General features: G+C 31.0%; 24 protein-coding genes and 1 tRNA gene. 20 read left to right on the forward strand and 5 right to left on the reverse strand.

Annotated elements, in window-relative coordinates:
* Positions 1-119 precede the first annotated feature (119 nt).
* Both CLCT_RS01720 and CLCT_RS01725 read left to right on the forward strand, forming a co-directional pair.
* Positions 120-1,190: a Fic family protein gene (locus CLCT_RS01720; RefSeq protein ID WP_149062070.1), complete on the forward strand. Its 1,071-nt coding sequence runs from the start codon at positions 120-122 to the stop codon at positions 1,188-1,190.
* Positions 1,191-2,684 carry a class I SAM-dependent DNA methyltransferase gene (locus CLCT_RS01725; RefSeq protein WP_149062071.1) on the forward strand — a complete coding sequence of 498 codons (1,494 nt, stop codon included), beginning with the start codon at positions 1,191-1,193 and terminating at the stop codon, positions 2,682-2,684.
* Here CLCT_RS01725 and CLCT_RS01730 read toward each other — a convergent pair.
* From CLCT_RS01730 to CLCT_RS01745, 4 genes are read right to left on the reverse strand one after another with little or no spacing between them, the layout of a single operon-like run.
* A complete protein-coding gene (locus tag CLCT_RS01730) occupies positions 2,681-3,862 on the reverse strand; it encodes a molybdopterin molybdotransferase MoeA (protein WP_149062072.1) in 1,182 nt (393 codons plus the stop codon). The two genes, CLCT_RS01725 and CLCT_RS01730, sit on opposite strands and share 4 nt — an antisense overlap.
* 1 nt (position 3,863) lies before the next feature.
* The gene (locus CLCT_RS01735) at positions 3,864-4,310 is read right to left on the reverse strand and encodes a molybdopterin synthase catalytic subunit (protein WP_149062073.1); all 447 of its coding nucleotides are present in this window, start codon (positions 4,308-4,310) and stop codon (positions 3,864-3,866) included.
* Between the two features lie 3 nt (positions 4,311-4,313).
* Positions 4,314-4,535: a MoaD/ThiS family protein gene (locus CLCT_RS01740; protein ID WP_039617593.1), complete on the reverse strand. Its 222-nt coding sequence runs from the start codon at positions 4,533-4,535 to the stop codon at positions 4,314-4,316.
* An 11-nt stretch (positions 4,536-4,546) separates the two neighbouring features.
* Positions 4,547-6,091, reverse strand: a complete 1,545-nt coding sequence (locus tag CLCT_RS01745) for a multicopper oxidase family protein (RefSeq protein WP_149062074.1) — start codon at positions 6,089-6,091, stop codon at positions 4,547-4,549.
* Positions 6,092-6,235: 144 nt separating this feature from the next.
* Here CLCT_RS01745 and nspC point away from each other — a divergent pair, with 144 nt between their 5' ends.
* The 11 genes from nspC (at position 6,236) to putP (ending at position 20,584) form a co-directional block, all read left to right on the forward strand.
* On the forward strand, positions 6,236-7,399 hold the full coding sequence (gene nspC / locus CLCT_RS01750) for a carboxynorspermidine decarboxylase (RefSeq protein WP_149062075.1): 1,164 nt from the start codon (positions 6,236-6,238) through the stop codon (positions 7,397-7,399).
* Positions 7,400-7,535: 136 nt separating this feature from the next.
* Positions 7,536-8,465 carry a formate dehydrogenase subunit gamma gene (locus CLCT_RS01755; RefSeq protein WP_039668057.1) on the forward strand — a complete coding sequence of 310 codons (930 nt, stop codon included), beginning with the start codon at positions 7,536-7,538 and terminating at the stop codon, positions 8,463-8,465.
* 63 nt (positions 8,466-8,528) lie between these two features.
* Positions 8,529-9,209 carry a TorD/DmsD family molecular chaperone gene (locus tag CLCT_RS01760; protein ID WP_149062076.1) on the forward strand — a complete coding sequence of 227 codons (681 nt, stop codon included), beginning with the start codon at positions 8,529-8,531 and terminating at the stop codon, positions 9,207-9,209.
* A gap of 176 nt (positions 9,210-9,385) precedes the next feature.
* On the forward strand, positions 9,386-9,589 hold the full coding sequence (locus tag CLCT_RS01765; RefSeq protein ID WP_012661099.1) for a twin-arginine translocation signal domain-containing protein: 204 nt from the start codon (positions 9,386-9,388) through the stop codon (positions 9,587-9,589).
* A 16-nt stretch (positions 9,590-9,605) separates the two neighbouring features.
* Positions 9,606-12,428, forward strand: coding sequence for a formate dehydrogenase subunit alpha (locus CLCT_RS01775; RefSeq protein ID WP_240387423.1), 2,823 nt, complete (start codon positions 9,606-9,608; stop codon positions 12,426-12,428).
* 10 nt (positions 12,429-12,438) lie between these two features.
* A complete protein-coding gene (fdh3B, locus tag CLCT_RS01780; RefSeq protein WP_039617607.1) occupies positions 12,439-13,008 on the forward strand; it encodes a formate dehydrogenase FDH3 subunit beta in 570 nt (189 codons plus the stop codon).
* A gap of 54 nt (positions 13,009-13,062) precedes the next feature.
* On the forward strand, positions 13,063-13,791 hold the full coding sequence (locus CLCT_RS01785; RefSeq protein WP_149062079.1) for a winged helix-turn-helix domain-containing protein: 729 nt from the start codon (positions 13,063-13,065) through the stop codon (positions 13,789-13,791).
* 48 nt (positions 13,792-13,839) lie between these two features.
* Complete coding sequence (gene yedF / locus CLCT_RS01790) at positions 13,840-14,418, forward strand: sulfurtransferase-like selenium metabolism protein YedF (protein ID WP_039668061.1); 579 nt, start codon at positions 13,840-13,842, stop codon at positions 14,416-14,418.
* Complete coding sequence (selD, locus tag CLCT_RS01795; protein ID WP_149062080.1) at positions 14,415-15,446, forward strand: selenide, water dikinase SelD; 1,032 nt, start codon at positions 14,415-14,417, stop codon at positions 15,444-15,446. Before yedF ends, selD begins: the two co-directional genes overlap by 4 nt.
* A 140-nt stretch (positions 15,447-15,586) precedes the next feature.
* The gene (locus CLCT_RS01800) at positions 15,587-19,084 is read left to right on the forward strand and encodes a bifunctional proline dehydrogenase/L-glutamate gamma-semialdehyde dehydrogenase (RefSeq protein ID WP_149062081.1); all 3,498 of its coding nucleotides are present in this window, start codon (positions 15,587-15,589) and stop codon (positions 19,082-19,084) included.
* Between the two features lie 18 nt (positions 19,085-19,102).
* Positions 19,103-20,584: a sodium/proline symporter PutP gene (gene putP, locus CLCT_RS01805; protein WP_149062082.1), complete on the forward strand. Its 1,482-nt coding sequence runs from the start codon at positions 19,103-19,105 to the stop codon at positions 20,582-20,584.
* Positions 20,585-20,604: 20 nt separating this feature from the next.
* Here the strand turns inward: putP and CLCT_RS01810 are convergent, their stop codons facing one another.
* On the reverse strand, positions 20,605-20,922 hold the full coding sequence (locus tag CLCT_RS01810) for a hypothetical protein (RefSeq protein ID WP_149062083.1): 318 nt from the start codon (positions 20,920-20,922) through the stop codon (positions 20,605-20,607).
* A gap of 155 nt (positions 20,923-21,077) precedes the next feature.
* Here CLCT_RS01810 and CLCT_RS01815 point away from each other — a divergent pair.
* The 7 genes from CLCT_RS01815 to CLCT_RS01845 all read left to right on the forward strand — a co-directional run bounded on the left by CLCT_RS01815 (position 21,078) and on the right by CLCT_RS01845 (position 25,768).
* Positions 21,078-21,175: transfer RNA gene (locus CLCT_RS01815), tRNA-Sec, on the forward strand.
* Between the two features lie 24 nt (positions 21,176-21,199).
* Positions 21,200-22,450, forward strand: coding sequence for an adenylosuccinate synthase (locus CLCT_RS01820; protein ID WP_039668065.1), 1,251 nt, complete (start codon positions 21,200-21,202; stop codon positions 22,448-22,450).
* Entirely contained in the window at positions 22,447-22,866 is a 420-nt protein-coding gene (locus CLCT_RS01825; protein ID WP_039668066.1) for a flagellar FliJ family protein, read from the forward strand. Before CLCT_RS01820 ends, CLCT_RS01825 begins: the two co-directional genes overlap by 4 nt.
* A complete protein-coding gene (locus CLCT_RS01830; RefSeq protein ID WP_039668067.1) occupies positions 22,863-23,381 on the forward strand; it encodes a MotE family protein in 519 nt (172 codons plus the stop codon). The genes CLCT_RS01825 and CLCT_RS01830 overlap by 4 nt, the downstream gene beginning before the upstream one ends.
* A 61-nt stretch (positions 23,382-23,442) precedes the next feature.
* Positions 23,443-23,994 carry a DUF507 family protein gene (locus tag CLCT_RS01835; RefSeq protein ID WP_149062084.1) on the forward strand — a complete coding sequence of 184 codons (552 nt, stop codon included), beginning with the start codon at positions 23,443-23,445 and terminating at the stop codon, positions 23,992-23,994.
* Positions 23,991-25,109 carry a glutamine-hydrolyzing carbamoyl-phosphate synthase small subunit gene (gene carA / locus CLCT_RS01840; RefSeq protein WP_149062085.1) on the forward strand — a complete coding sequence of 373 codons (1,119 nt, stop codon included), beginning with the start codon at positions 23,991-23,993 and terminating at the stop codon, positions 25,107-25,109. Before CLCT_RS01835 ends, carA begins: the two co-directional genes overlap by 4 nt.
* Positions 25,106-25,768 (forward strand): sulfite exporter TauE/SafE family protein, encoded by a 663-nt coding sequence (locus CLCT_RS01845; protein ID WP_149062086.1) that lies wholly within the window; start codon positions 25,106-25,108, stop codon positions 25,766-25,768. Before carA ends, CLCT_RS01845 begins: the two co-directional genes overlap by 4 nt.
* The last annotated feature ends 80 nt before the right edge of the window (positions 25,769-25,848 follow it).

The following is a 25,848-nucleotide window of genomic DNA, read 5'->3' on the forward strand; positions in this document are numbered from 1 at the left end:
TGTTAAAATTTTTATCAAATTTTAACATAAGGACTAGATATGTTAAAAATTTTTGATTTTTTTAACATATTTTTTTATAATGTTAAAAATTTTAAAAAATTTTAACATATGGAAAAATTATGAAAGAATTCATACCACCAAAACTTCCTTTAGATATAGAATTAAATGCAAATATTTATGGTCTCATCATTAGGGCTTCGAGAAAATTAGCGGAGTTAAATGGACTTAGCAAAAGCATGCCTAATCCAAATATATTAATCAATGCTTTGATCTTGCAAGAAGCTAAAGATTCTAGCGAGATAGAAAATATTATTACCACTCACGATGAACTTTTTTTATCTCAAATCGATGAAAGTAAACTTACAAGAGCGGCAAAAGAAGTAAAAGACTATGAAAATGCTTTAAAAAAAGGATATGAGCTTTTAAAAAAAGAGCAATTATTAAGAAATGCACATATTTTAGAAATTCAAAAAAGACTAGAAAGAAATAATGCAGGTTTTAGAAAACAAAGCGGAACTACACTGATAAATCCTACCACAGGAGAAATCAAACACACACCCCCGCAAAATCCTAGTGACATACAAGAACTTATGGGAAATTTGGAGCGATACATCAACGATGATACTTTAGATGAACTTGATTTTTTGGTAAAAATGGCAATCATTCATTATCAGTTTGAAAGCATACATCCATTTTACGATGGTAATGGTAGAACAGGCAGGATTATCAATATACTTTATTTAGTTTATAAAGGCTTGCTTGATTTGCCTATCTTGTATTTAAGCGCTTATATAGTAAATAACAAAGAAGAGTATTACAATCTTTTACAAAAAGTACGTGATGAAGGTGCAATTTTAGAATGGATAGAATACATACTCAAAGGTGTAGAGCAAACTGCCATAAAGACAATTGAAACTATCATTATAATAGAAAAAATGATGATTGATGTAAGCGATATTTTACAAAATAAAACGAATTTTTACAGCAAAGACTTTGTGGAGCTTTTGTTTTCTCATCCTTATACAAAGATAGACTTTTTGATAAATAAATTAGATATTTCTAGGCAAAGTGCCTCAAAATACCTTAAAATTTGTGAAAATTTAGGGGTGCTAGAGTGCATTAAAATGGGTAGAAATAATTATTATATTAATATAGAACTTTTAAGACTTTTTAGAAAGGGAATTTTTTAAATGCAAAGTAAAATCGATAAAATCACAGATATTCTAAGACGCGATGATGGCATAAGCGGTGCTATGCATTATAGTGAGCAGATTAGCTGGGTGCTTTTTTTGAAATTTTTAGATGATTATGAAGAAGAGTTAAAGCTAGAAGCTGAGTTAGATGAAAAGCCTTATAAGGCTATTTTGCAAGAAAAATTCAGTTGGAGGGCTTGGGCAGCACCTAAAACAAACGAAGGAAAGCTTGATGTAAAAAATGCTTTAAGCGGAAGTGATTTACTAAGCTTTGTTAATGATGAGCTTTTTCCATACCTAAAAAGTTTTAAAGATAATGAAAATTTCAAAAGCATAGAGTATAAGATAGGCGGAATTTTTGAATTTATAGACAACCGCATAGCTAATGGCCATACTTTAAGAGAAGTTATAAATTTAGTCGATGAGCTAAGTTTTAGCAAAGAAAGTGATGTATTTGCTTTAGGTGAGGTTTATGAGAAGCTTTTAAAAGACATGGGAAGCGATGGGGGAAATAGCGGGGAGTTTTATACCCCAAGACCTTTGGTTAGAGCCATGGTGGAGGTGCTAGACCCTAAAGCAAAAGAGAGAATTTATGATCCTGCATGTGGGAGTTGTGGGTTTTTAGTAGAGAGTTTTTTGCATATTCTTTATGAAGATAGGGCAAAAAAGAAAAAAGCAAATTTGAGTGTGGAAGAACTTGAATTTTTACAAAATGATGCCTTGTTTGGCAAAGAAAAAACTCCGCTAAGTTATGCAATGGGCGTGATGAATATGATCTTACATGAGGTTAAGTCCCCAAATATCATCAAAACCAATACTCTAAATAAAAAAATCACAGACATAACTGAAAATGAAAAATACGAAGTGATTTTGGCAAATCCTCCTTTTGGTGGCAAAGAAAAAGATCAAATTCAAAATAACTTTCCTATAAAATCAAATGCTACCGAGCTTTTATTCTTACAGCATATTTTAAAGTCTTTGAAAAACAATGGAAGATGTGCCATAGTAGTGCCTGAAGGAGTGCTTTTTCAAAATTCAAATGCCTTTGTGAGTGTAAAAAAAGACTTGCTAGAAAATTTTAATCTCGAATGTGTTTTAAGCTTGCCAAGTGGGGTATTTTTGCCTTATAGTGCAGTAAAAACTAATGTGCTTTTTTTCTCTAAAGGACAAAGAAGTATTTGTGGTGAAAATGATGAGAGTGTGTATTACTATGAGCTTGTACCACCTTTTAAATTGACTAAAAACAAACCTTTAGAATACACACATTTGCAAGAATTTTTAAAATGTTATAAAGAAAGAAAAATCACAGCTAATTCTTATTTGGTAAGTAAAAAAGAACTTGAAGAAAGAAATTATGATTTAAGTGCTAAAAATCCAAACGTAAAAGAAGAAAAAACTTTGCGTGAAGTAGAGGAAATTTTAAGCGAATTAGAGCAAAATCAAAAACAAGCAAAAATGCTTTTTGAGAAAATTCAAAAAGCACTTGTTTAAGGCATAAAAATTATATCAACCAAATCATTTTCTTTTATATCATCATGTGCTATCATAAGTGCAGCTTTGTGGTTAAGGTTGTTGATGATGGCACTTGAGCCTTGTTTTTTGCCTTTTAAATTGGCGTAAATTTTTCCATCTTTAAATTCTATATTACAAGCTACAAATTCTAAATGCAAACTTTTTTTCTTATAGTCAGTATTTGCAAATGCCTTAAATACATAGTCTTTTTCTTGTAAAAGCCAAGCATTTAAAAGTTCTCTCACATATAAATTAAACATCACCATAGCCGAGTATGGAAAACCCGGTAGGGCAAAGATGAATTTATCTTCAAATTTGGCTATTTTGATGTGTTTACCAGGCTTTACATTGACTTTGTCTATGATGATTTCATACTCTTTAACGGCTTGTTTTAAAAAGTCAAAATCCCCCATGGAAACTCCACCAGTGGTAACTAAAATATCACACGCATTAAGTGCTTGTTTTAAAACACTCGGGGTTTTTTGCATATCATCTTTTAAAAGTGGAAAAATTCTAGCTTCAGCACCAAGTTTTTTTGCCATATTAGCTATGGCTATATGGTTTGATGAGCGAATTTGTGCAGGGTGCTCTAAGCTTTCGCCTAAGTCTTTGATCTCACTTCCGCTGCTTAGCACGCCTATGATAGGTTTAGCAAAAACGCAAATATGAAAATATCCAAGTTCGGCTAAAAGTGCTATCTCGCTATAGCCTATTTTTGTGCCTTTAGTGAGTAAAATTTCACCCTCGGTGTAGCTCTCACCCACCTTTCTCACAGCAAAGCCTTGCGGGACTTTTTCTTTGATGCAAACCACACCATTTTTAATTTCTACTTTTTCCACAGGCACTAAGGTATCACAACCATCACTCATTAAAGAGCCTGTAAAGGTTTTAACACATTCTTTATTTTGTATTTTAAAGCTTGGGAAAACTCCCGCAGGTACTTCGCCTATGATAGACAAAGGCTCATCTTGCTCGCTAAATTTGATCGCATAGCCATCCATAGAAGCTGTGGGAAATTGAGGATTATTGGTAGAAGCTTTGATGTCTATGGCTAAAATTCTATCTAAGCACTGTGTTAAAGCAATGTTTTCTATTTTTTCATATGTTTGTATGTGTGAATAAAGTATATCTAAACTTTGACTATAAGAAGTTAGCATTTTAGTCCTTAGTGCTTAAAATTCCCGCTCCTTGAAGTTTCAAAGAGCGTTCTTTAGCATAAATTTTTTCGCCATTAATGATATCATATTTCCATATAGGCGCACTTGCTTTAAAATCTTCTACAAAATCATTAATTAGTTTTAATCCTAGTTTTCTTTGCTTGCTTAAAACTCCAGCAAAATAAGAACTCTCATGTACCTTAACCTCACCAATAGAGTGAGCAAACATTAAGCTTACATTTTCATTCGCAAGTTTTTGGCACCATTTTTCAAACCAAGTTCTCAATAAAGGCTCATATATATCAAAACTCAAAGCCTCAATCTCATCTTCAGCTCTCACTATACCGCAAAATGTGATCAAAGCTCCGCAGTTTTTATTTTTAGCATATTCATACCATCTAGTATAAATGCTAGGAATTTCTAAGGCTCCTTGGTGTAATTCAAACATAACTCAACCTCCACAAACCGGTGGTAATAAACAAATTTTATCCCCATCTTTTAAGGTGGTTTCATCATCAAAAACCATTTCATCATTTAAAGCAACCGCACAAAGCTCAAGCCACTCTTTTAAGCTTTCATCTTGCCCTAAAATTGCTTTTAATTCTTTAAGATTGCTTACATTTAGTTCTAAGCTTTCTTTGTTAATTGGCCCTAAAAATTCAACTTTTACCATTTTTTTTACCTTTATTCTTTTATTTCTAAAATTCCCATCATTCCAAGATCTTCATGCTCTAAAATATGGCAGTGAAACATTCTAATACCGGTAAATTTTTGAATCATTCTAAGTCTTAATTCTTCTTTAGGTCTTACATTAATCGTATCTTGCAATGCTCTGAATTTTGCTTTTGTTGTTTTACCCTTAAATTTAGAAGATATGAGTTCAAATTGTGTTCCGTGTATATGGAAAGGATGATCCATATGTGAAGAATTTTTTACCACCCATTCTTCTACTTCATTTAATTTTGAGATTAAATCTGTTCTATTCATATCAAATGTTTTACCATTGATTAAAAACATAGAGGCAAGGCTTTTTTTGATTTCTTCTTCACTTTTCTTACTAATACCATGCATTTGCATGTGATCTTCACTCATAATCACTTCTTTAAAGCTTGTAGCTTCTTTTAAAGGTGGAAATTCGCGTAGTTTTTCAGGTATATTTTCTATAGTTTTTTCTACTTTAAGATCAGCTAACATAAGAGTGTAAGGTTCTTCTTTAATAAGCATTTTATCGCGGTCATAATAAGTACTTTCAAGTTTAAATTCACCCTTACTTGCTTTGATTAGCACTTCTACTCTTGAAGCAGGACTTAAAAATAACTCATCTAATTCAATACCTTTTTCTATAAGCCCTCCATCAGTTCCTACTAAAATAAATTTAGCACCTTTAATGCGTAAATTTAAATATCTTGCAGCACAAAAATTATAAATACGAATTCTTTGAGCTTTGTCAAGTGTTATTTTTGGTTTTAATTGTCCATTGATAAGAACTAAATTTCCTTCTCTACCATTTAGCCAATCAAATAAATTATTATCAGGAATTTGTGCATTTTCATCTAAACGCAAATCACTAATCACCCAATCTTGCTCTTGTAAATGCGACAACGCATCTTTTTTAGCTTTAACTACAAATACCCCTGCTAAGCCTTTATAAACTTGCTTTGCTGTGGTGTAGTGTGGGTGTGGATGATACCAGTAGGTTCCTGCTGAATTTTCTCTAAGTTTAAAGCGATAAATTCTTTCTCTACCCGGCATGATAGGATCATGTGGGTTACCATCTTGTTCAGGCGGTATATCAAGTCCATGCCAGTGGATAGTAGTTGGTTCTTTTAAACTATTTTTTACCAAAATTTCTACAGTATCACCTTCATAAACTTCTATTTTAGGTCCAGGTATAGAGCCATTGTAAGTAAAGCATTTTGTTTTTTTACCTTTAACAAGTTCTATTTGACTTTCTTTGATTTCTATACTTGATCTAAAGAAATTTTTCTTTGTGCTTGTGTTTTTTAGAAGTTTTAAATTTGCTAATGTTTGTCCGCTAGGAAAGTCTTTTTCGTTGAGTAATTTAATGTTTGGATTTTCTAGTTTAATAAAAGAAGTATCAATTTCTTTTGTATCTTTTTGTGTGTGTTTTGAATGCATATTGTGATGAGAATGATCTCCCATTGCATAAACACTGCTAATACTTGCTAAACTTAAAGCATTAAATTTTAAAAATAACCTTCTATCCATTAAATTTTTACTCCTAAATTAATTTTGATTTGGATTTTGATTATAGCTATTATTTGATTAATGATTGTAAATTATAAAAACAAGGTATAATTTTAATATGATTTGTTATACAAGTGGTTTTAAATCAAAAAATTAAGGAAAGATATGCTAATTAAAAATCATCTAGATAAAGACTTTCAAACCCCTGCTTATATTTTAGAAGAAGATAAACTTAGAAAAAATTGTGAGCTTTTAGCTAAAGTGAGCGAGCAAAGTGGAGTAAAAGTTTTGCTTGCTCTAAAGGGTTTTGCCTTTTCAGGTGCTATGGATATAGTGGGTGAGTATTTATCAGGTTGTACTTGCAGTGGGCTTTGGGAAGCTAAATTTGCAAAAGAATATATGGATAAAGAAATTCATACTTTTTCACCTGCTTTTAAAGAGGATGAAATAGATGAAATCATTGATCTTTCACACCATATAGTATTTAACTCTTTTAATCAGTTTAAAAAATTTAAAGACAAAGCAAGTTGCAAATCTCTTGGTTTGCGTTGCAATCCAGAGCTTTCGGTAGCTCCAAAAGAACTTTATAATCCTTGTGGTAGATTTTCAAGATTAGGAATTCGTGCGATTGATTTTGAAAATGAAGATTTAAGTACTTTAAGCGGACTTCATTTTCATGCTTTATGTGAAGAAAGTGCACATTCTTTAGAGCTTGTGTTAAATGCTTTTGAAGCTAAATTTTCAAAATTTATTAAAAATATGAAATGGATTAACTTTGGTGGGGGTCATCATATCACAAAAGAAGGTTATGACACGCAAAAACTAATTAATCTTTGTAAAAAATTTAGCGATAAATACGGTGTACAAGTGTATCTTGAGCCAGGTGAGGCTGTGGGTTGGCAGTGTGGGACTTTAGTTGCAAGTGTGATAGATATAGTAGAAAATGAGAAAAAAATAGCTATTTTAGATACTTCAAGTGAAGCTCATATGCCAGATACTATCATTATGCCTTATACAAGCGAGGTTTTAAATACTAGAATTTTATCAAGTCGTGATGGGGAAAAATATAGTGAGTTAAAAGAAGATGAATTTGCTTATTTACTTGGTGGTAATACTTGTTTAGCAGGGGATATCATGGGCGAGTATGCTTTTAATCAAGAGTTAAAAATAGGGCAAAAAATAGCATTTTTAGATCAAATCCATTATTCTATAGTCAAAAATACTACTTTTAATGGAGTAAGACTTCCAAATTTAATGTTCTTAGACAAGAATGAAAATTTATCTATGGTAAGAGAATTTGGTTATGAAAATTATTCAAAAAGAAACTAAAAATTGAGTTTTTTTGTAGTTTTTTGCAAATTTATGTTTTTTAAATAAAACTTTTTTTAAAATAGAAATGGAAACTGAAAATTAACAAAACTACAACGCTAAGCTTTTTCTAGTGTGTAATGTTTAGGAGTAATTTATGCATAGGGTTATACTAGCTATTTTAGCCTGTTTTAACTTTCTATTTGCTCAAGAAAATTTTGAAGTTAAAAATACTCAAATTTGGGATGTACAAAGAGTAATGAATATAGAAAGTTATCAAAATTTTGGTGCTTTGTGGACTAAACTACAAGGTGAGTATATTGCAAGTGCTGTTTTGATTATACTTATAGTGGTAATTTCAGCTTTTGCTTTACACTATATGGTCATAGGTCCAAAGAAATTTTCTCATGATGGTAAGAAAATTTATGCCTTTTCAGTATTTGAAAGATTGTTTCATTTTGTAGCAGCAATTTCTTGGATTATCCTTGTGCCAACCGGACTTATTATGATTTTTGGATCATATTTTGGTGGTGGATTTTTTGTAAGAATGTGTAAAAACTTACATGGTATTGCTACTATTTTGTTCATCATTTCTATCATTCCTATGCTTTTATGTTGGATTAAAAGAATGCTTCCTGCAAGTTATGATTTAAGATGGATGATGATGGTTGGTGGATATTTAAGCAAAGAGAAAAAACCTATACCTGCGGGTAAGTTTAACTTTGGTCAAAAATCTTGGTATTATATAGCTGTTTTTGGTGGCTTTTTGATGATAATCACTGGTGCGTTTATGTTTTTCCTTGATTTTAATTCTACTTCTTTACAGTCTATTTTTGGAATTTCTCATATAGATATTTTAAGAGCTTCAGCTATCATCCATAATATTTTGGGTATTTTATGTGCAGTATTTTTTGCTATTCACATTTATATGGCTGTATTTGCTATTAAAGGAAGTATCCACTCTATGATTAGTGGTTATAAAGAAGAAGAGGAAGTTTATATTTTACATTCTTATTGGTATAAAGAACTAAGCGATAAAAAACAAATCAATCCATCATTTACTTACGATTCTAAAACAAAATTTTAAAATCTCACTTGATTTTTTTAAATTTTCCTTGTTATAATCAAATAAAAATAACAAGGAAAATTAATGATACAAGATATTGATCTTTCGCGTAAATATTTCTATGAATTTTTTTCAAAAGCTTTTAATTTTATCAATGAAAAAGAGTTTAAAATTTGGCATGAACAAGTTTTAGTTTTAGCTCAAAGTCCTTTGGATGATAGTTTAAAGTCTGATTTTGAAAAACTTAGTGCATGTGATTTTGTAAGTTTTAAAGAAGAACAAAATGCGGTATTTTTTGATTTTTCTTATGTGAATGTGCCTATTAGCGCTTCTTTTTATGATGAGGGTAGAGATGATGGTAAAATGAAGCTTCAAGCTTGTGAAATCATTAGAAAAACCAAATTTAGAAAAAAAGAAGATTGCAGACAAAGCGAAGATGAATTTGGCTTTTTGTTTGCTTTTATGGCAAGTATTATTGAGCATGATTTAAAAGTTGCACAGCAATTATTTCGTTTTGTGATAAACCCTGTAATAGATGAGTTTATAGAAAAATTACAAATCCATAAAAACTCAAATTTTTACATTGCTATTGCTAATATTATGAAAGTCTTTTTTACAAACGAAAGAGCTTATTTAGAAGTACAAGCGCCTATGAGAAAGGAAGGTAAAAGTATAGCAGATGAGGCTTTGCAAAGACTTCCTTACGAACCAAGACTTCCTACCAAATTTAGTAAAACAAATATAGAAGAACTTAGTAAATTATAAAAATAAATATATATTTTGTTACCAAAATACATATTATCAAAATCATCTTTTTATGAAAATAGAATTTAAATAAAATCTTAAGTGAAAATATGCAAAAGTTATAATGTTTAAGTGTGTAAATACTTTGAAAATAAGTATTTATAGTTATTCTTTACTTTTATTTCAAAGGAGAGAACATGGAGGCCAATCAAAGAAGGGATTTTTTAAAAAAATCTTTGAAAATTGGTGCTTTAGGGGTAGTAGCTGGAGCGAGCGTTAATGCTTTAGCTAAAGATGATTACCAAGAGCAAAATACTGTAGTTTTAGGAAAAAGCACTAAAAAAGAAGTGCTTTATAAAAAAACTATGCATTGGGAAAAATATTACAAAATAGCTTACTAATTAAGAAAGGAAGAAGATGGCATTAGCAAGAAGAAATTTTCTTAAGCTTGCTGGTATTGCTGGTCTTGGAAGTGCGGCTTTTGGTAGTGAAAACAAAGCTATTAGAGCTGCAAGTGAACAAGAGGTAGCAAATCCTTATCCAGATTCTAAGATTGTTAGAACAATCTGTAGTATCTGTAGTGCAGGCTGTGGAATTAAAGCAGAAGTGCAAGATGGAGTTTGGGTGCGTCAAGAAAACGCTATAGAACATCCTATTTCTCAAGGATCACACTGCTGTAAAGGGATAGATCAAATCGATCTTACTAAATCAAAACAGCGTATTAAATATCCTATGAAAAAAGAAAATGGCAAATGGATACGTTTAACTTGGGAGCAAGCTATCAATGAAATTGGTGATAAAATGCTTGAAATCCGTAAAGAAAATGGACCTGATAGCGTTATGTTCTTAGGTTCAGCTAAATTTAATAACCAACAAGCTTATTATTTTAGAAAATTTGCAGCATTTTGGGGTACTAACAATATAGATCACGTTGCTAGAATTTGACACAGCGCAACAGTCGCCGGTGTGGCGAATACATGGGGTTATGGCGCTATGACAAATCATTTTGGTGATGTGACTAAACACTCAAAAATGATGATTATTTTTGGTGCAAATACTGCTGTGGCTAATCCTATTGGATTTAAACACTTATTGCAAGCAAAAGATCGTAATAATGCTAAATTGGTAGTTGTAGATCCTGTTTTTACAAAAACTGCAGTACATGCTGATGAATACGTAAGAATTCGTCCGGGTACAGATATAGCTTTAGTTTATGGCATGCTACATTTGATCTTCAAAAACGGTTGGGAAGATAAAGAATTAATCAAAACTAGAACTTATGGGGTTGAAGAAATAAAAGCAGAAGCTGCTAAATGGACTCCTGAGGTTGTAGAAGATGTAACAGGTGTTCCAGTTGCTCAACTTGAAAAAATCACAAGAATGCTAGCTACAATCAAACCTGCTACGCTATTTTGGGCTTTAGGTATTACTCAACACTCAGTAGGTAGTTCTAATACAAGAATTCTAGCTATCTTGCAACTTGTTCTTGGTAACATAGGCAAACCAGGTGCAGGAACAAATATCATCAGAGGACATGATAATGTTCAAGGTGCTACTGATATGGGTTGTTTGGCTGATACTTTACCAGCTTATTATGGGCTTGATGATAATGCTTGGAATCATTTTTCTAATGTATGGAATGTTGAAAGAGAGTATTTAAATTCGAGATTTTATTCTAAAGAATGGATGCATGAAAAAGGCTTTTCACTAGCAAAATGGTGGCAAGGCGTTTTACATGAAGAAAAAACTTATTCTAACTCACCTATACGCGTACTTTGGGTGCAAGGAACAGGTATTACTTCTATGGCGCATACGGTAAAAATTCAAGAAGCACTTAAAAAACTTGATATGATCGTAATTGCTGAGCCTTTTGTAAATGAAGTAGCAGTTTTAGCAGATCGTCCAGATGGTATTTATATCATCCCAGCTTGTACTCAATTTGAAACAGAAGGTTATGTAACAGCGACTAACCGTGCTATGCAATGGCGTTCTCAAGTAGTAAAACCAATTTATGAAAGTAAAGAAGATCAAGAGATTATGTTTGCTTTTGCTAAAAAATTTGGTTTTTATAAAGAATACACTCGTGGTATGAAAATGGAATTAAAAGATCATAAACTTGTACAAACAAGAGATGATAGTGATGATAATTTTGTATGGCCTGATGATGCTACAAGAGAAATGAGTAATGGTCTTTTAAGTATAGGCTTAAGAGGTATTTCAGCTGAACGTCTAAGAAAACACCAACAAAATTGGGAACATTTTGATCCTGATACCCAAAGAGGTATTGGCGGTGAAGTTAAAGGCGAATATTATGGTTTACCTTGGCCTTGCTGGGATAAACAACACCCAGGTACCTCTATTATGTGGAATACAGATATTCCTTATGAAGAAGGTGGTATGGGCTTTAGAAATCGCTTTGGTTTAGAGCATGATGGACATTCTCAATTAGCAGATGAAGCCTTTACTCCAAAAGGATGTAAAGTTAAAGGTGGCTACCCACAAATTACTAAAGAAAATATCGAAAAAGTGTTTAATATCAAACTAAGCGATAAAGAAAAAGAATTAATGGGTGCTAGCTGGAGCACAGATATTTCAGGTATTATCTTAGAAAAATGTAGAGAAAAGAGTGCTTGCTGTTTAGGTAATGCAAGAGCGAGAATGAAAGTTTGGGAATTTGCTGATCCTATTCCACTACATAGAGAGCCTATTCACTCGCCTCGTTGGGATTTGGTTAAAAAATATCCTACTTGGGGTGATCAAGAGAAAAACTTTAGGGTTGAGAGTAAATTTATTAGCGAGCAACAAAAAACAGATTGGAGCAAAGAGTTTCCAACTATTATTTCAAGTATGCGTTTAGTAAATTTAAGTGGTGCGGGTATGCTTGAGCGAACTAGTAAATATCTTGCTGCAATTACACCTGAGATGTTTGCTAATGTGCATCCTGAACTTGCTTTAAAATATGGCATAAATGATGGTGATATGATGTGGATTCACTCACCACAAGGCACTAAGATCAAAGTAAAATGTGTCCATAATCATTCAGTTACACCAGATAGAATTTGCTTGCCTTATAATTTTGCAGGTATTATGCAAGGAGTGGATTTAAGTTACAATTATCCTGAAGGTACTAAACCTTATACTATAGGGGAAAGTTCTAACACGGTTACTAACTATGGTTTTGATATAAATACGCAAATTTCTGAGTTTAATGCAGGACTTTGCAGACTTGAAAAGGCTTAAGGGGTAAGTTATGGCTAGAATGAAATTTTATGTAGATAATAATCGCTGTATTTCTTGCTTTGCTTGTCAAGTAGCTTGTTCAAGTGCGCATGAAGTGCCAGTGGGAATTAACAGAAGAAAGGTAATCACTCTAAATGAAGGTATAGAAGGCAAAGAGTTTTCAACAACTCTTGCTTGCCAACACTGTACAGACGCTCCATGCGAGCAAGTTTGTCCTGTAAAATGCTTTTATATTAGAGCTGATGGTATTGTTTTACATGATAAAAAAACTTGTATAGGTTGTGGGTATTGTCTTTATGCATGTCCTTTTGGTGCTCCACAATTTCCAAGAGATGGTGCCTTTGGCATTAAGGGTGAAATGGATAAATGTACTATGTGTGCAGGTGGTCCTGAGCCTACTAACTCTCATGAAGAAAGAGAACTTTATGGGCAAAATCGTATCGCAGAAGGTAAAGTGCCTATGTGTGCTGCAGTTTGTTCTACAAATGCACTTTTGGTTGGTGATGCAGCTGAAGTTAGTGCAATGTATAGAAAAAGAGTTTTACTTAAGGGTCAAAATTTAGGACTTGATGTAAAATAACTCAAAGGGTGTTTGCAAACACCCTTTTTACTACTTATAATCCAAGGTTAATTCATGGAAGAGCTAATTTTACAAATTCAAAAAAATCTTGATGAAAATAATAAGCTTACTTGTAAAAAAGCACTAGAACTTTTAAAACAATACTCTAAAGAAGATTTTCAAGCTACTATAAAAGAATTAGGTATAAAAATTTCAGATTGTGAGCTAGGTCAATTTGGCAAGTTAAATAAAAATATAGCAAAAAGTGAAATTTTAGAAAAATTAGAAACAAAATTAGATTCCAAGCGTCGCATATCATGTAAAGATGCTTTAGAATGCGCTAAAGACTTTAATATGGCTGATATGAGAGCTACGCTTAAAACCTATAAGATTGATGTTAAATATTGTGAACTTGGTTGCTTTGAAGAAAAAAAGGGTAAAAAATTTCATATAAAAAGTAAAATTTGGGTAGAAAATTCTGATGGAGAATTGCTTTTTGGTAAAGGTAAAACAGATATTTTAGAATTAGTGGGAGAATGTGGAAGTATTTCCCAAGCGGCCAAACAACTAGGGATTAATTATAAAAAAGCATGGCTTTATATACAAGATTTAGAAAAAAATATGAAAGAAGAATTACTTATTGCTAAAAAAGGAAGAGGAAGTGAATCGGGTAGCAAACTTACTCCAAGAGCTTATGAGTTAATTCAAAATTTTAAAATTTTACAACAAGATATAGAAGAATATACTAATAAACGCTTTAAAGAATTATTTTTCAAGAAAAATCAAGAAAAAGATAAAACTTAATTTGAATACAAGTTATAACAATATATCATTAAATAAAAAAGGCAAAAGATGAAAATTGATTGTAGAGATTTAGCTTGTCCACGTCCTGTGATAGAAACAAAAAAAGCTTTAGAAGAGTTAAAAGAAAATGAAAATTTAGAAATTCTTTTAAATTCTCAAGCTTCTAAAGAAAATGTAATGAGATTTTTAAAATCTTTAAATTTGGAATTTAATGTTAAAGATTTAGATGATGAGAGTATTATTAGCATTGTAAAAGATGGCAATATAGTTCATAATCAAGAACAAAATTTACAAGAATATAATGTGTTGTTTTTAAAAAGCGATAGAGTAGGCGAGGGAGAACTTGGAAAAAATTTAATGCTAGGCTTTTTAAAAACATTAAAAGATTTACCTAATAAACCTGTAAAAATTCTTTGTGTTAATGATAGTGTTTTGATGAATACTGATTGCTCTCATATGGCATTTGAAGCCATGAAAGAACTTGAAAATTTAGGAGTTGAAATTTATAGTTGCGGGGCATGTTTGGAATTTTTTGGTAAAAGCAAAGAACTTAAAATAGGTAAAATAGGTAATGCTTATGAAATTTTAAATGAACTTTTTGGAAAGGCAAAGATTATTTCTTTATGACATATAAAGATCAAAAACTAACTCAATATGTAAAAGCTGCGGGTTGAGCTGCCAAATTAGACTCGGTGGGTCTTGACAAAATTCTTGGCATTTTAAAGCCGCATAAAAACATTTTAAGTGGTATTGATAATAACGAAGATGCAAGTGTTTATAAGCTAAATGAAGATTTAGCTTTAGTGCAAACTCTTGATTTTATCACACCTGTGGTTGATAGTGCGTATCATTTTGGCGCTATAGCTGCTGCAAATGCCTTAAGCGATGTATTTGCTATGGGTGCTGAGGTGATTAATGCTTTAAATATTGTAGGCTTTGATGCTTGTCATTTTAATAATGAAATTTTACTTGAAGTGTTAGAAGGTGCTAGAGTTAAGGTTGAAGAAGCTGGTGCTGTGCTAGTAGGTGGGCATACTATAGAAAATGATGAATTTATTTTTGGTCTTAGCGTAACAGGTGTAGTTCATCCTAAGAAATTTATAGCCAATAATAGTGCAAAAGATGGTGATGTGATTTTACTTACTAAACCTATAGGTAGTGGTATTATTAGCACTGCTATCAAGGCTAGTTTGCTAGAAAAAGAAAAGATTTTAAAAGCAATAGAGCAAATGAGTTTTTTAAATCTTTATGCAAGTCGTATTTTGAGGGAATTTAAAAGTCTTAGTGCTTTAAGTGATGTGACAGGTTTTGGTCTTTTGGGACATTTAAAAGAAATGTTAAATAAAGAGATTATGATAGAAGTATATAAAAAGGAAATTCCTTTAATGGATGGAGTTTTATCAATGGCTAATATGGGGATTATCCCAGCAGGAGCTTATAAAAATAAAGATAGTCTAAAAATTTGGGTTAATAATTTAAATGAAAAAGATGAGGATATAGTGTATTTTGATCCTCAAACTTCAGGTGGACTTTTAGCTAGCATGAGTGAAAATGAAGCAATTGAAGCTTTAAAAATCTTGAGGGATCACAATATAGAAGCAAAGATTATTGCTAGATGTGTAAGAAATATTCATAATTATTTATTATTGTACTAATATTTTATTTACAATTAAAAATATATGTTTATATTTGTTACTTTTTTACATAAAAAAATAAATTACAAATAAATATATGTTGATTTTCGTTGCAATTTTTGTATCATAAATACATATTAACTATTAAAGTGGAGGAAAAAATGATACAAAAAGCTTTGCAATTAGCTGAAGAATTACAAAGAAAGATAGAAAGTAATATCTCTCAAAGCGAAAAAGAATTTCATGCCAAAATGCAAAAACTTTTAAACAATCCTAAAAATAAAGTAATGTTAATCGAGCTTTTAGATCGCTCTTTTAGATGTAAAGATAAAAGTGCGAGTTTTGAGCTTATAGAGCATACTTTAAACAAATATGGTATAGCTGATTTTTTTAGTGCTTTTGAAAAATTTTTACTTTTTTCATTTTTAAATTTTGGAAAATTTGCACCAACACTTAGTGTGCCATTTTTCATTAAGCATTTAAGAGAAGATACTAAAGCTATGGTTTTAGATGCAAATCCTAGTGTTTTAGAGCCTCATATGCGTAAAAGAAAAGATGAAGATAAAATCACTTTAAATGTAAATTTAATCGGTGAAGAAGTTTTAGGTGAAGCTGAGAGTGCTTATAGGATGAAAAAATACGAAGAAGCATTAAAAACAAGCTATATTACTTATATTTCTATTAAAATTACTACCATTTTTTCCCAAATCAATATCATTGATTTTGAATACTCTAAAGATGAGGTGGTAAAAAGATTGGATAAATTATATGCTCTTGCTTTAGAAGAAGAAAAAAAGCAGGGTGTGTCTAAATTTATTAATCTTGACATGGAGGAATTTAGAGATTTAGAATTAACCGTTGAAGCTTTTATGGAGAGTGTTGCAAAATACGATATTAAAGCAGGTATTGTTTTGCAAGCTTATTTACCTGATTCTTATGAGTATCTGAAAAAACTTTTTGCTTTTTCTAAAGAAAGAGTTTTAAAAGGTATGAAGCCTATAAAAATTCGCTTTGTTAAAGGAGCGAATATGGAAAGTGAAGAAACTATAGCTTCACAAAGAGGTTGGGCTCTACCTACTTTTTATAAAAAAATTGACACCGATAGTAACTATAAAAAAATGCTTGATTTTGTCTTAGAAGGAGATAATCATAAATATATTAATGTAGGTATTGCAAGTCATAATTTATTTGAAATTGCTTATGCTTATACTAGAATTTCACAAGCTGGAGCTTTATCATCTTTTACTTTTGAAATGCTTGAAGGTATGAGTCTACAATGCTCTTATGAGCTTTCTAAAATGCACGATCTTATACTTTATGCACCAGTTTGTGATGAAGCACATTTTAACAATGCTATTGCATACTTAGTAAGAAGACTTGATGAAAATACTAGTGAAGATAACTTCATGAGATATTTTTTCAATCTTAAAATTAATGATAAAAATTGGCAAACGCAAAAAGAATTATTTATAAAATCCTTAGAAGGTGTTGCTAGTTTGGATAATTCTACTCATAGAACTCAAGATAGAAATAATGAAACAAAGGCTATTAGTTCTTATGAGAGTAAAGAATTTAAAAACGAACCTGATACAGATTTTATCTTAAAAGCAAATAGAGAATGGGCTAAGGGTATAAGAGCTAAGTATGAAAATTTAGAAAATTATAATGTCTATCCAGTTGCAAAAGAAGAAATTAAAAACGAAAATTTACAAGTAGTAGAAGTTAAAGATAAAATCAAAAATCGCACTATAGGTAAGGCACATCTAGCAGGACAAAAAGAGATTAAATACGCTTTAGATGTAGCTAAGAGCTCGAATTTTAGTGATTTAAGTCATGATGAAATTTATAAGATTTTAGCAAAAACTGCTCAACTTGTTAGAGATCGTAGAGGAGATTTAATAGGTATAGCAGCTTTAGAAGTAGGAAAAACTTTCTTAGAAATTGATCCTGAAGTTAGTGAGGCTATAGACTTTTTAGAATTTTACCCACATTCTTTAGAAAAATTAAAAGAGCAAAATCCAAATACTGTTTTTAAAGCAAAGGGTATAGGTGTGGTAATTGCGCCATGGAATTTCCCAGTGGGTATTTCAGTAGGAACTATAGCAGCACCTTTGGCTGCAGGAAATAAAGTGATATATAAGCCATCATCTTTATCGATGTTAACAGGTTATATGCTTTGTAAATGTTTTTGGGATGCAGGAATTCCTAAGGATGCTTTGATTTTCTTACCTGCTAAAGGTAGCGATATATCAAAATACTTGCTTGTTGATCAAAGTGTGAAATTTTCAGTATTAACCGGTGGAGAAGAAACTGCTTATGCAATGCTCAAAGCTAATCCAACCTTACTTTTAAGCGCTGAAACAGGTGGTAAAAATGCAACTATTGTTTCTAAATTTGCTGATCGTGATAGTGCGATTAAAAATATCATTCACTCAGCATTTTCAAATTCAGGTCAAAAATGCTCTGCTACTTCTTTATTAGTTTTAGAAGAAGAAGTTTATAATGATGAAGAATTCAAAAAGACCTTAGTAGATGCTGCTAGTTCTATGGCAGTTGGAAATCCATTTGTGTTTAAAAATAAACTTGGAGCTTTAGCAGATAAACCAGATGTGAAATTACAAAAAGCTTTAGATGAGTTAGCTCCGTATGAAAGTTGGGCTTTAAAACCTAAATTTATAGATGATAATCCTTATCTTTTAACTCCAGGAATTAAATATGGTACTAAAAAAGGTGATTTTACGCACATGAATGAGCTTTTTGCGCCAATCTTAACTGTAATGAAAGCAAAAGATTTAAAAGAAGCTATTGATATAGTAAATTCGACAGGTTATGGACTTACAGCAGGATTTGAAAGTTTAGATGAGAGAGAATGGGAGTACTTCCATACTCACATAGAGGCAGGAAATATTTACATTAATAAACCAACAACGGGTGCTATAGTTCTTAGACAGCCTTTTGGTGGTATTAAAAAATCAGCCATTGGTTTTGGTAGAAAGGTTGGAATTTATAATTACATCACCCAATTTTTAGATATAGAGCAAAGTCAAGCTGATCAAAATGTTTTAGACAATGAATTAGTATCAAATTTAAATGCTTTAAGCTTGGATTTAAATGAAAAAGATAAAGCCGATTTTGAAGTCATTAAAGCTATGGCAAGAAGCTATACTTATCATGCAAAACATGAATTTGCAGGTGCGAAAGATTATGTTAATATAAGAGGTGAGGATAATCTTTTCTCTTATACAAAGGTTAAAAATATCGCTTATAGAGTACATAAAGATGATAGCTTAAAAGATATTTTAGGAGTTATTTTAGCAGCTAGTGTGCTAAATATTGATCTTATTTTAAGTTACGATGAGCATGAAAAAATAGATCTTGTGCAAAAGATTAATCAAAAAATTAGTTCAAAAACTTTATTCCTTAAAGAAAGTAAAGAAAATTTCATTAGCAAACTAGCTGATTATGAAAGAATTCGTTATTTTGCTCCATTAGATGTTAATGATGAAATTTTCATAAAAGCAGCAAGTTGTGCAAAAATCATCGCTAATGCTAAGCCTTTAATGAATGGACGTTTTGAGTTGCTTTTATATCACAATGAAAAAGCTTTAAGTATATCTTTCCATCGTTATGGAAATCTAGGCATTCGTGCTTTAAAATAATACAAACAAGGAGATAAAATGGAGGTTGTTCAAATTAATACTCAAATTGCGATAATGTTTGTCGCATATTCAGCATTAATGCTTTTTATCGGATTTTATTTTTATAAACAAAATAAAAATTCAGAGGACTATTTTTTAGGCGGTCGTTCTATGGGGCCTGTAGTTTCTGCACTTAGTGCAGGAGCTTCTGATATGAGCGGATGGCTTTTGATGGGTTTACCAGGAGCTTTATATGTCAGTGGTTTAGCTGAAAGTTATATTGCAATAGGTCTTAGTATAGGAGCGTTTTTAAACTGGGCTTTTGTAGCAAAAAGACTTAGAATTTATACTAGCGTGATTGCAAATTCTATTACCATTCCAGATTATTTTGAAACAAGGTTTGATGACGATAAGCATATATTAAGAGTGGTTTGTGCTATTGTTATTTTGATTTTCTTTACTTTTTATGTTTCTTCAGGACTTGTAGGTGGAGCAAAACTTTTTGAAGCAACTTTTGGAATTCAATATGATTATGCTTTAACCACAGGAACTGTGATTATAGTTGCTTATACATTTTTGGGCGGATACAAGGCAGTTTGTTGGACGGATTTGATTCAAGGTTTATTGATGATGAGTGCTTTGATTATCGTGCCTATAGTGATGGTTTATCATTTAGGTGGTTTTAGTGAAGCTGTTAATATAGTCAAAGAAATCAAGCCAAATACTTTTTCTATGGGAGAAGGACTAAGCTTTTTAGGTATAGTTTCAGCACTTTCATGGGGGCTTGGGTATTTTGGTCAGCCACATATTTTAGTGCGCTTTATGTCTATACGCTCAACCAAAGACATCCCTACTGCTACTTTTGTAGGAATTTCTTGGATGGTTATATCTTTAATTGGCGCTTGTTTGATAGGTGTTTTAGGCATAGCTTATGTGAGTAAATTTGAACTTAGTTTGCAAGATCCTGAAAAGATTTTTATCGTAATGTCACAATTACTTTTTAATCCTTGGATAGCAGGTATTTTATTAAGCGCTATTTTAGCAGCTATTATGAGTACAGCAAGTTCACAATTGCTTGTTTCAAGTTCGACTATAGCAGAAGATTTTTATAAAAGAATTTTCAATAAAGAAGCATCTAATAAAATGGTAATGACTTTAGGTAGATTTGGTGTTTTAGCAGTGGCTGTGATAGCTTTTGTTATTTCTACTGATAAAAACTCAAGCGTATTAAGCATAGTAGCTTATGCTTGGGCAGGGTTTGGAGCAAGTTTTGGTTCTGTAATGCTCTTTTCATTATTTTGGTCAAAAATGACTAGATATGCTGCTATTGCAGGTATGATTACTGGTGCAGTTGTAGTTGTAGTATATAAAAATTTCTTAGCTGAGTGGCTTAATTTTCCTATTTATGAAATCATTCCAGGATTTTTAGCTGCATCTATTGTGATTGTTTTAGTGAGCTTGGTAACCAAAGTTCGCCCAGGAACTAAAGCAGCTTATGAAACAATGTTAAAACATCTTTAGATTGGATAAACTAATCTTTTTTAGATTAGTTTATCTATGATATCATTTGCTGTATTTTCTACAAAAAATTTAAGCTCTATATCTTGAATCCATGGTGTAAAAATTTTTAAAAGTTTTTCAAAAATAATATTGAATGAGTTTTCAATATCAAAATTATCATTAAATATTGTTTGTGAAAAAGACAACAGTTTTTCGTTTTGTAAATGTTGTTCAATTTCTTGCGGAAATATTATTTTCTTATAAAAATTGTTTAAAAACATTTTTATAGAGAAACATTCTATTATATTGTGTATATTATAATCGTATGATTGTGTGTTTATATTTATTAAATCAATCATTTTTCAAATGTTCTTTTAGTTGATTATTTATGCATTTTTTTTGTATATATGTAAAGCTGTTAATATAATACTTAGATACCAAATTGCTAATATTGTTTGATTCACCATGATTTAATTTTTGTTTTAATTAAAAATATTAAGATATAATATCTTTTGGAAGGTTAGCTTATCTGGTGATGGCCACTGACTTCAAATCAGATGAAAGGGTAGTTGACTACTTTTTGGGGAGTTCGATTCTCTCACCTTCTCGCCAAATTTAAGTCAAAATGGAGTTTTCATGAGTAAAGCAGATATTGTCGTTGGTATCCAATGGGGTGATGAGGGTAAAGGTAAGATAGTTGATAAACTATGCGAAAATTATGATTATGTTTGCAGGAGTGCAGGCGGACATAATGCAGGTCACACTATATGGGTTGATGGTATAAGATATGCTTTACATTTAATGCCATCAGGTGTTTTAAATAAACAATGTATTAATGTTATAGGAAATGGTGTTGTAGTTAATCCTGATGTATTAATTAGCGAAATGGCTCAATTTGAAAATTTAGAAGGAAGATTATTTATAAGTGATAGAGCTCATTTAAATTTAAATCATCATGCTTTGATTGATCAAGCAAGAGAAAGACTTAAAGGCGATAAAGCTATAGGAACAACAGGCAAAGGCATAGGACCAAGCTATGAAGATAAAATAAGCCGCAATGGACATAGAGTAGGGGAATTGCTGGAGTCTGAAAAACTTTGCGAAAATTTAATGAAAGACTTTGAGCTTAAAAAAACTTATTTTGATGTTTTAGGTATTGCAATGCCTAGTTATGATGAAATTTTAAAAGATTTAAAACGCTTTAAAGAAGTTTTAGCACCATATATTACAGATACCACAAGAATGCTTTGGAAGGCTTTGGATGAGGATAAAAAAGTATTGCTAGAAGGTGCACAAGGATCAATGCTTGATATTGACCATGGAACTTATCCTTATGTTACTAGCTCAACGACTATTTCAGCTGGAGCTTTAAGTGGTTTGGGTTTAAATCCAAAAGAAATTGGAAAAGTTATAGGTATAGTAAAAGCTTATACAACAAGAGTGGGAAATGGAGCTTTTCCAAGTGAAGATTTAGGTGAAGATGGTGAAAAAATAGGACTTATTGGTAAAGAAATCGGTGTAAGTACAGGTAGAAAAAGAAGATGCGGTTGGTTTGATGCGGTTGCGGTAAGATACACTGCAAGATTAAATGGCTTAGATACTTTATCATTAATGAAACTTGATGTATTAGATGGTTTTGAAAGTGTTAAAATTTGTAAAGCTTATGAGTATAAGGGGCAAGAAATAGACTATGTGCCTTGTGATTTAGAAAATGCTAAACCTATTTATGAAGTAATGGAAGGTTGGGACAAAGTTGCAGGGATTAGAGATTATGATTTGTTACCTGAAAATGCTAAAAAATATATTAAACGTTTAGAAGAATTAAGTGGTGTTAAAGTAGGTTATATCTCTACAAGCCCTGAAAGAGAAGATACTATCATTTTATGAAAAGCAAATATTCTTCTGTAATTAAGCTTAGAAAACAACAGCTTGATAAAGCAGAAGCAAACTTAACTAAAACAAGACAAAAGCTTTTACAGTGTGAAGAAGAGTTTAAGGAAGCCTCAAAAACTTGTGAAAGCTTAACTTTAGCCGATAAGGGCTCGATAGCTTTGTTAAGATCGTCTTTAAAATTGCAGGAAATTGCAAGAGAAGGTAAGCAAAGGGTTAAACAAAAATTGGATTTAACCAAAAAAGAATTAGCGCATCATCAGTATTTGTATAAAAAAGCTCATTTGGAATTTGAAAAAATCAAAGTTTTAGAAAATGAAGAATTAAAAAAAATCCAAAAAGCTTTACAAAAAGAAGAAGAAAAATTTATAGATGAACTTGCTATAACAAGGCATTTTAATAAGGATAAATGATGAAAAAAATGATATTTTTATTAGTTTTTTTAAATTTTGTAAATGCGCAACAAAATTGTGAGCAATATTTTGAAGCAAGAAAAGAGCAAATGCAAGAGCAAATTAGAGAATATGATGAGGCAAGACAAAGTTTAGAGGCATATAGAGCATCTTTTGAAGCTTTACAAAAAGAAAAAATGCAAGCTTTGGTGCAAAAAGAAGCTGATATTAATGCAAGTTTAGAACAAATCAAAAGTTTAAAAGAACAAAATGAACGTATATTGAAAGCAACTAGAGAAAATCTCCAAGCAATTAATGATAAAACCATGGGGCGTATTACAGAAATCTATGCAAAAATGAAAGATGTGGCTGTTGCAGGCATATTAAGTGAAATGGAACCTGATGAAGCTTCAAAAATTCTACTTTCGCTTGATCCTAGAAAAATTTCATCTATTATGGCAAAAATGGAACCTAAGAAAGCTTCAGATTTAACACTACTTTTAAAAAATTTAGATCAAAATGCAAGTTCGCAGTAAGCTTTAAGCAGTTTTTACCTTTTTTTTAGTATTATTTCAATAAAAATAAAAAGGTGGATAAATGCGTATCAAACCAGCTCACATACCTTATATAGCAAATAAAATAATACTTGATTTAATGCATTCTTCTTTTGTTAAAATTAAAGATGATAGTCAAAAACTTTTAAAAATAGCAAAAGAGATTATAGAAATAGATGTTTTAAACGAGCGTAAGCTTGATGAAAAAGCAAAAGAGCTTTTAGAAAGCCAAGAAGATGAAATTGAGTTTATGCAAATAGATAGAAAAAGTATGTTTTGGATGATTAAGAAAAAATTGGCAAATGAGTTTAAATTTATGCTCGATAGTGAAGATAGATATAATAACCTTTCTCATAAAATTTTAGAAAATTTAGTAGAAGAGGATTTGATAAATTATAATGTATCAGAAAATCGTGTGAAAAATCTCATTTTCTCAAGTATTATGTCTTATTTAAGGGAGTATGAAAAATTAGAAGATTTGGTTTATGAAAAAATTTCAAATTATAAAAGAAAGCTTATCCCAGGTTCTGAAGAATATGAATTGGTATTTGAAAAGCTTTACCAAGAAGAGCTTAGAAAAAAGGGCCTTTTATGAAAGCATATATTTATATAGAAAATGATGTTTTTTTAAGTGCAAAGGCTTTTGGACAAAGTGGAACTTTTTTTGGTGAGCTTGTTTTTAATACTTCTTTAACGGGCTACCAAGAGATTATTTCTGATCCTTCATATGCGGGTCAATTTGTGGTTTTTTCAATGCCAGAAATTGGTATAGTTGGTGTTAATGATGAAGATAATGAAAGCAAAGAGGTTTTTGCTAGCGGTATGATCATAAGAGAATTAAATGAAGATTATTCTAATTTTAGAGCCAATCATTCTTTAAGTGCTTATTTGAAAAACCATGGCAAAATAGGACTTTGTGAAATTGATACAAGATTTTTGGTTAAAATGATTAGAGATCAAGGAAATTTAAGAGCTGTAATATCTACTGAAATTAAAGACAAAGAAGAGCTTAAGAAAATACTTCTTTCTAGTGCTAAAATTGATGAGGTAAATTATGTAGCACAAGTTAGCACTAAAAGCTCTTATAAGCATAGTAAAGGTGCTTGGGATCATAGTAAAAAAGCTTACGAGAACGTAAAAGCAAGTGGTAAAAAAGTAGCTGTGATTGATTATGGTGTAAAAGAAAATATTTTAAATGAACTTGTGAGTGTAGGACTTGAAGTAGAAGTTTATCCTTATAATACCAAGGCAAAAGATTTGATTGATTTATACCAAAAAGGTGTAATTCACGGGGTATTTTTATCCAATGGACCAGGTGAGCCAAAAATTTTAAAAGATGAAATTGCAGAGATTAAAAAATTAGCAGAAGCAAAAATTCCTATGCTAGGTATTTGTTTAGGACATCAACTTTTAAGTAATGCATTTGGTTATGAAACTTATAAGATGAAATTTGGTCAGCATGGAGCAAATCACCCAGTAATCAACCTTACAAATAATACAATAGAAATTACAGCACAAAATCACAACTACAATGTTCCTGAAGAAATAGCAGAGGTTGCAACTATTACTCATAGAAATTTATTTGGTGATAATGTAGAAGGGGTAAAATACAAAAATTATCCTATCATTTCAGTGCAACATCACCCAGAAAGCTCCTCAGGACCACATGAGAGCAAATACATCTTTAAAGAATTTTTAGAGCTTTTGTGAATTTAGATTTCATTGCTTTAGCGAGTATAGCTTTTCTTTCTAGCTTTGGACATTGTTATGGAATGTGCGGAGGTTTTGTTTTAGCTTATACTCAGCTTTCAAAGCAAATCAAACTTCCTTTTTCTCTTTTGATTTTCTCTTATCATTTATCTAGAATTTTTGCCTATGTTTGTTTGGGCGTATTTTTTGGATTTTTTGGAAATTTATTTTCTTTTAGCGAATTTGTAAAAGGTATAATGCTTTTTGCTATTGGGATTTTTATGGTGGTTTTAGCTTTTGCTTTAATTTTTAAAGGAAAATTGTTAGCTGTTTTTGAAAGCTCTTTAATTTTTGACTGTATCATTAAAAAAAACATTTCAAGATTAATTCAAAATAAGTCTTTAAAAAGTACTATTTTTTTAGGCTTTTTAAATGGTTTTGTACCCTGTGGCTTGGTATATTTTTATATAGCTTTTGGAATGAGCGTGCAAAATGTATACTTAGCAGCGTTAATTATGCTTGTTTTTGGACTTTCAACACTGCCTGCTTTGGTATTTTTTGCTTATTTTTCTAAAACACTGAGCGAAAAATTTCAAAAAACAGCTAGTTTGATTTCTTATATTTTAATATTTTTTTATGGTTTGTATTTTTCTTATATAGGTTTTTCTTTGACTCGATAAAATTTATTATTTGCTTATAATTCTTAATAGATGATTAATCATTGTGATTTTAAGCTAAAAAAGATGATAATTATCATATA

It is taken from the genome of Campylobacter lari subsp. concheus, from assembly GCF_008245025.1.
GTDB classification, from domain to species: Bacteria; Campylobacterota; Campylobacteria; order Campylobacterales; family Campylobacteraceae; genus Campylobacter_D; species Campylobacter_D concheus.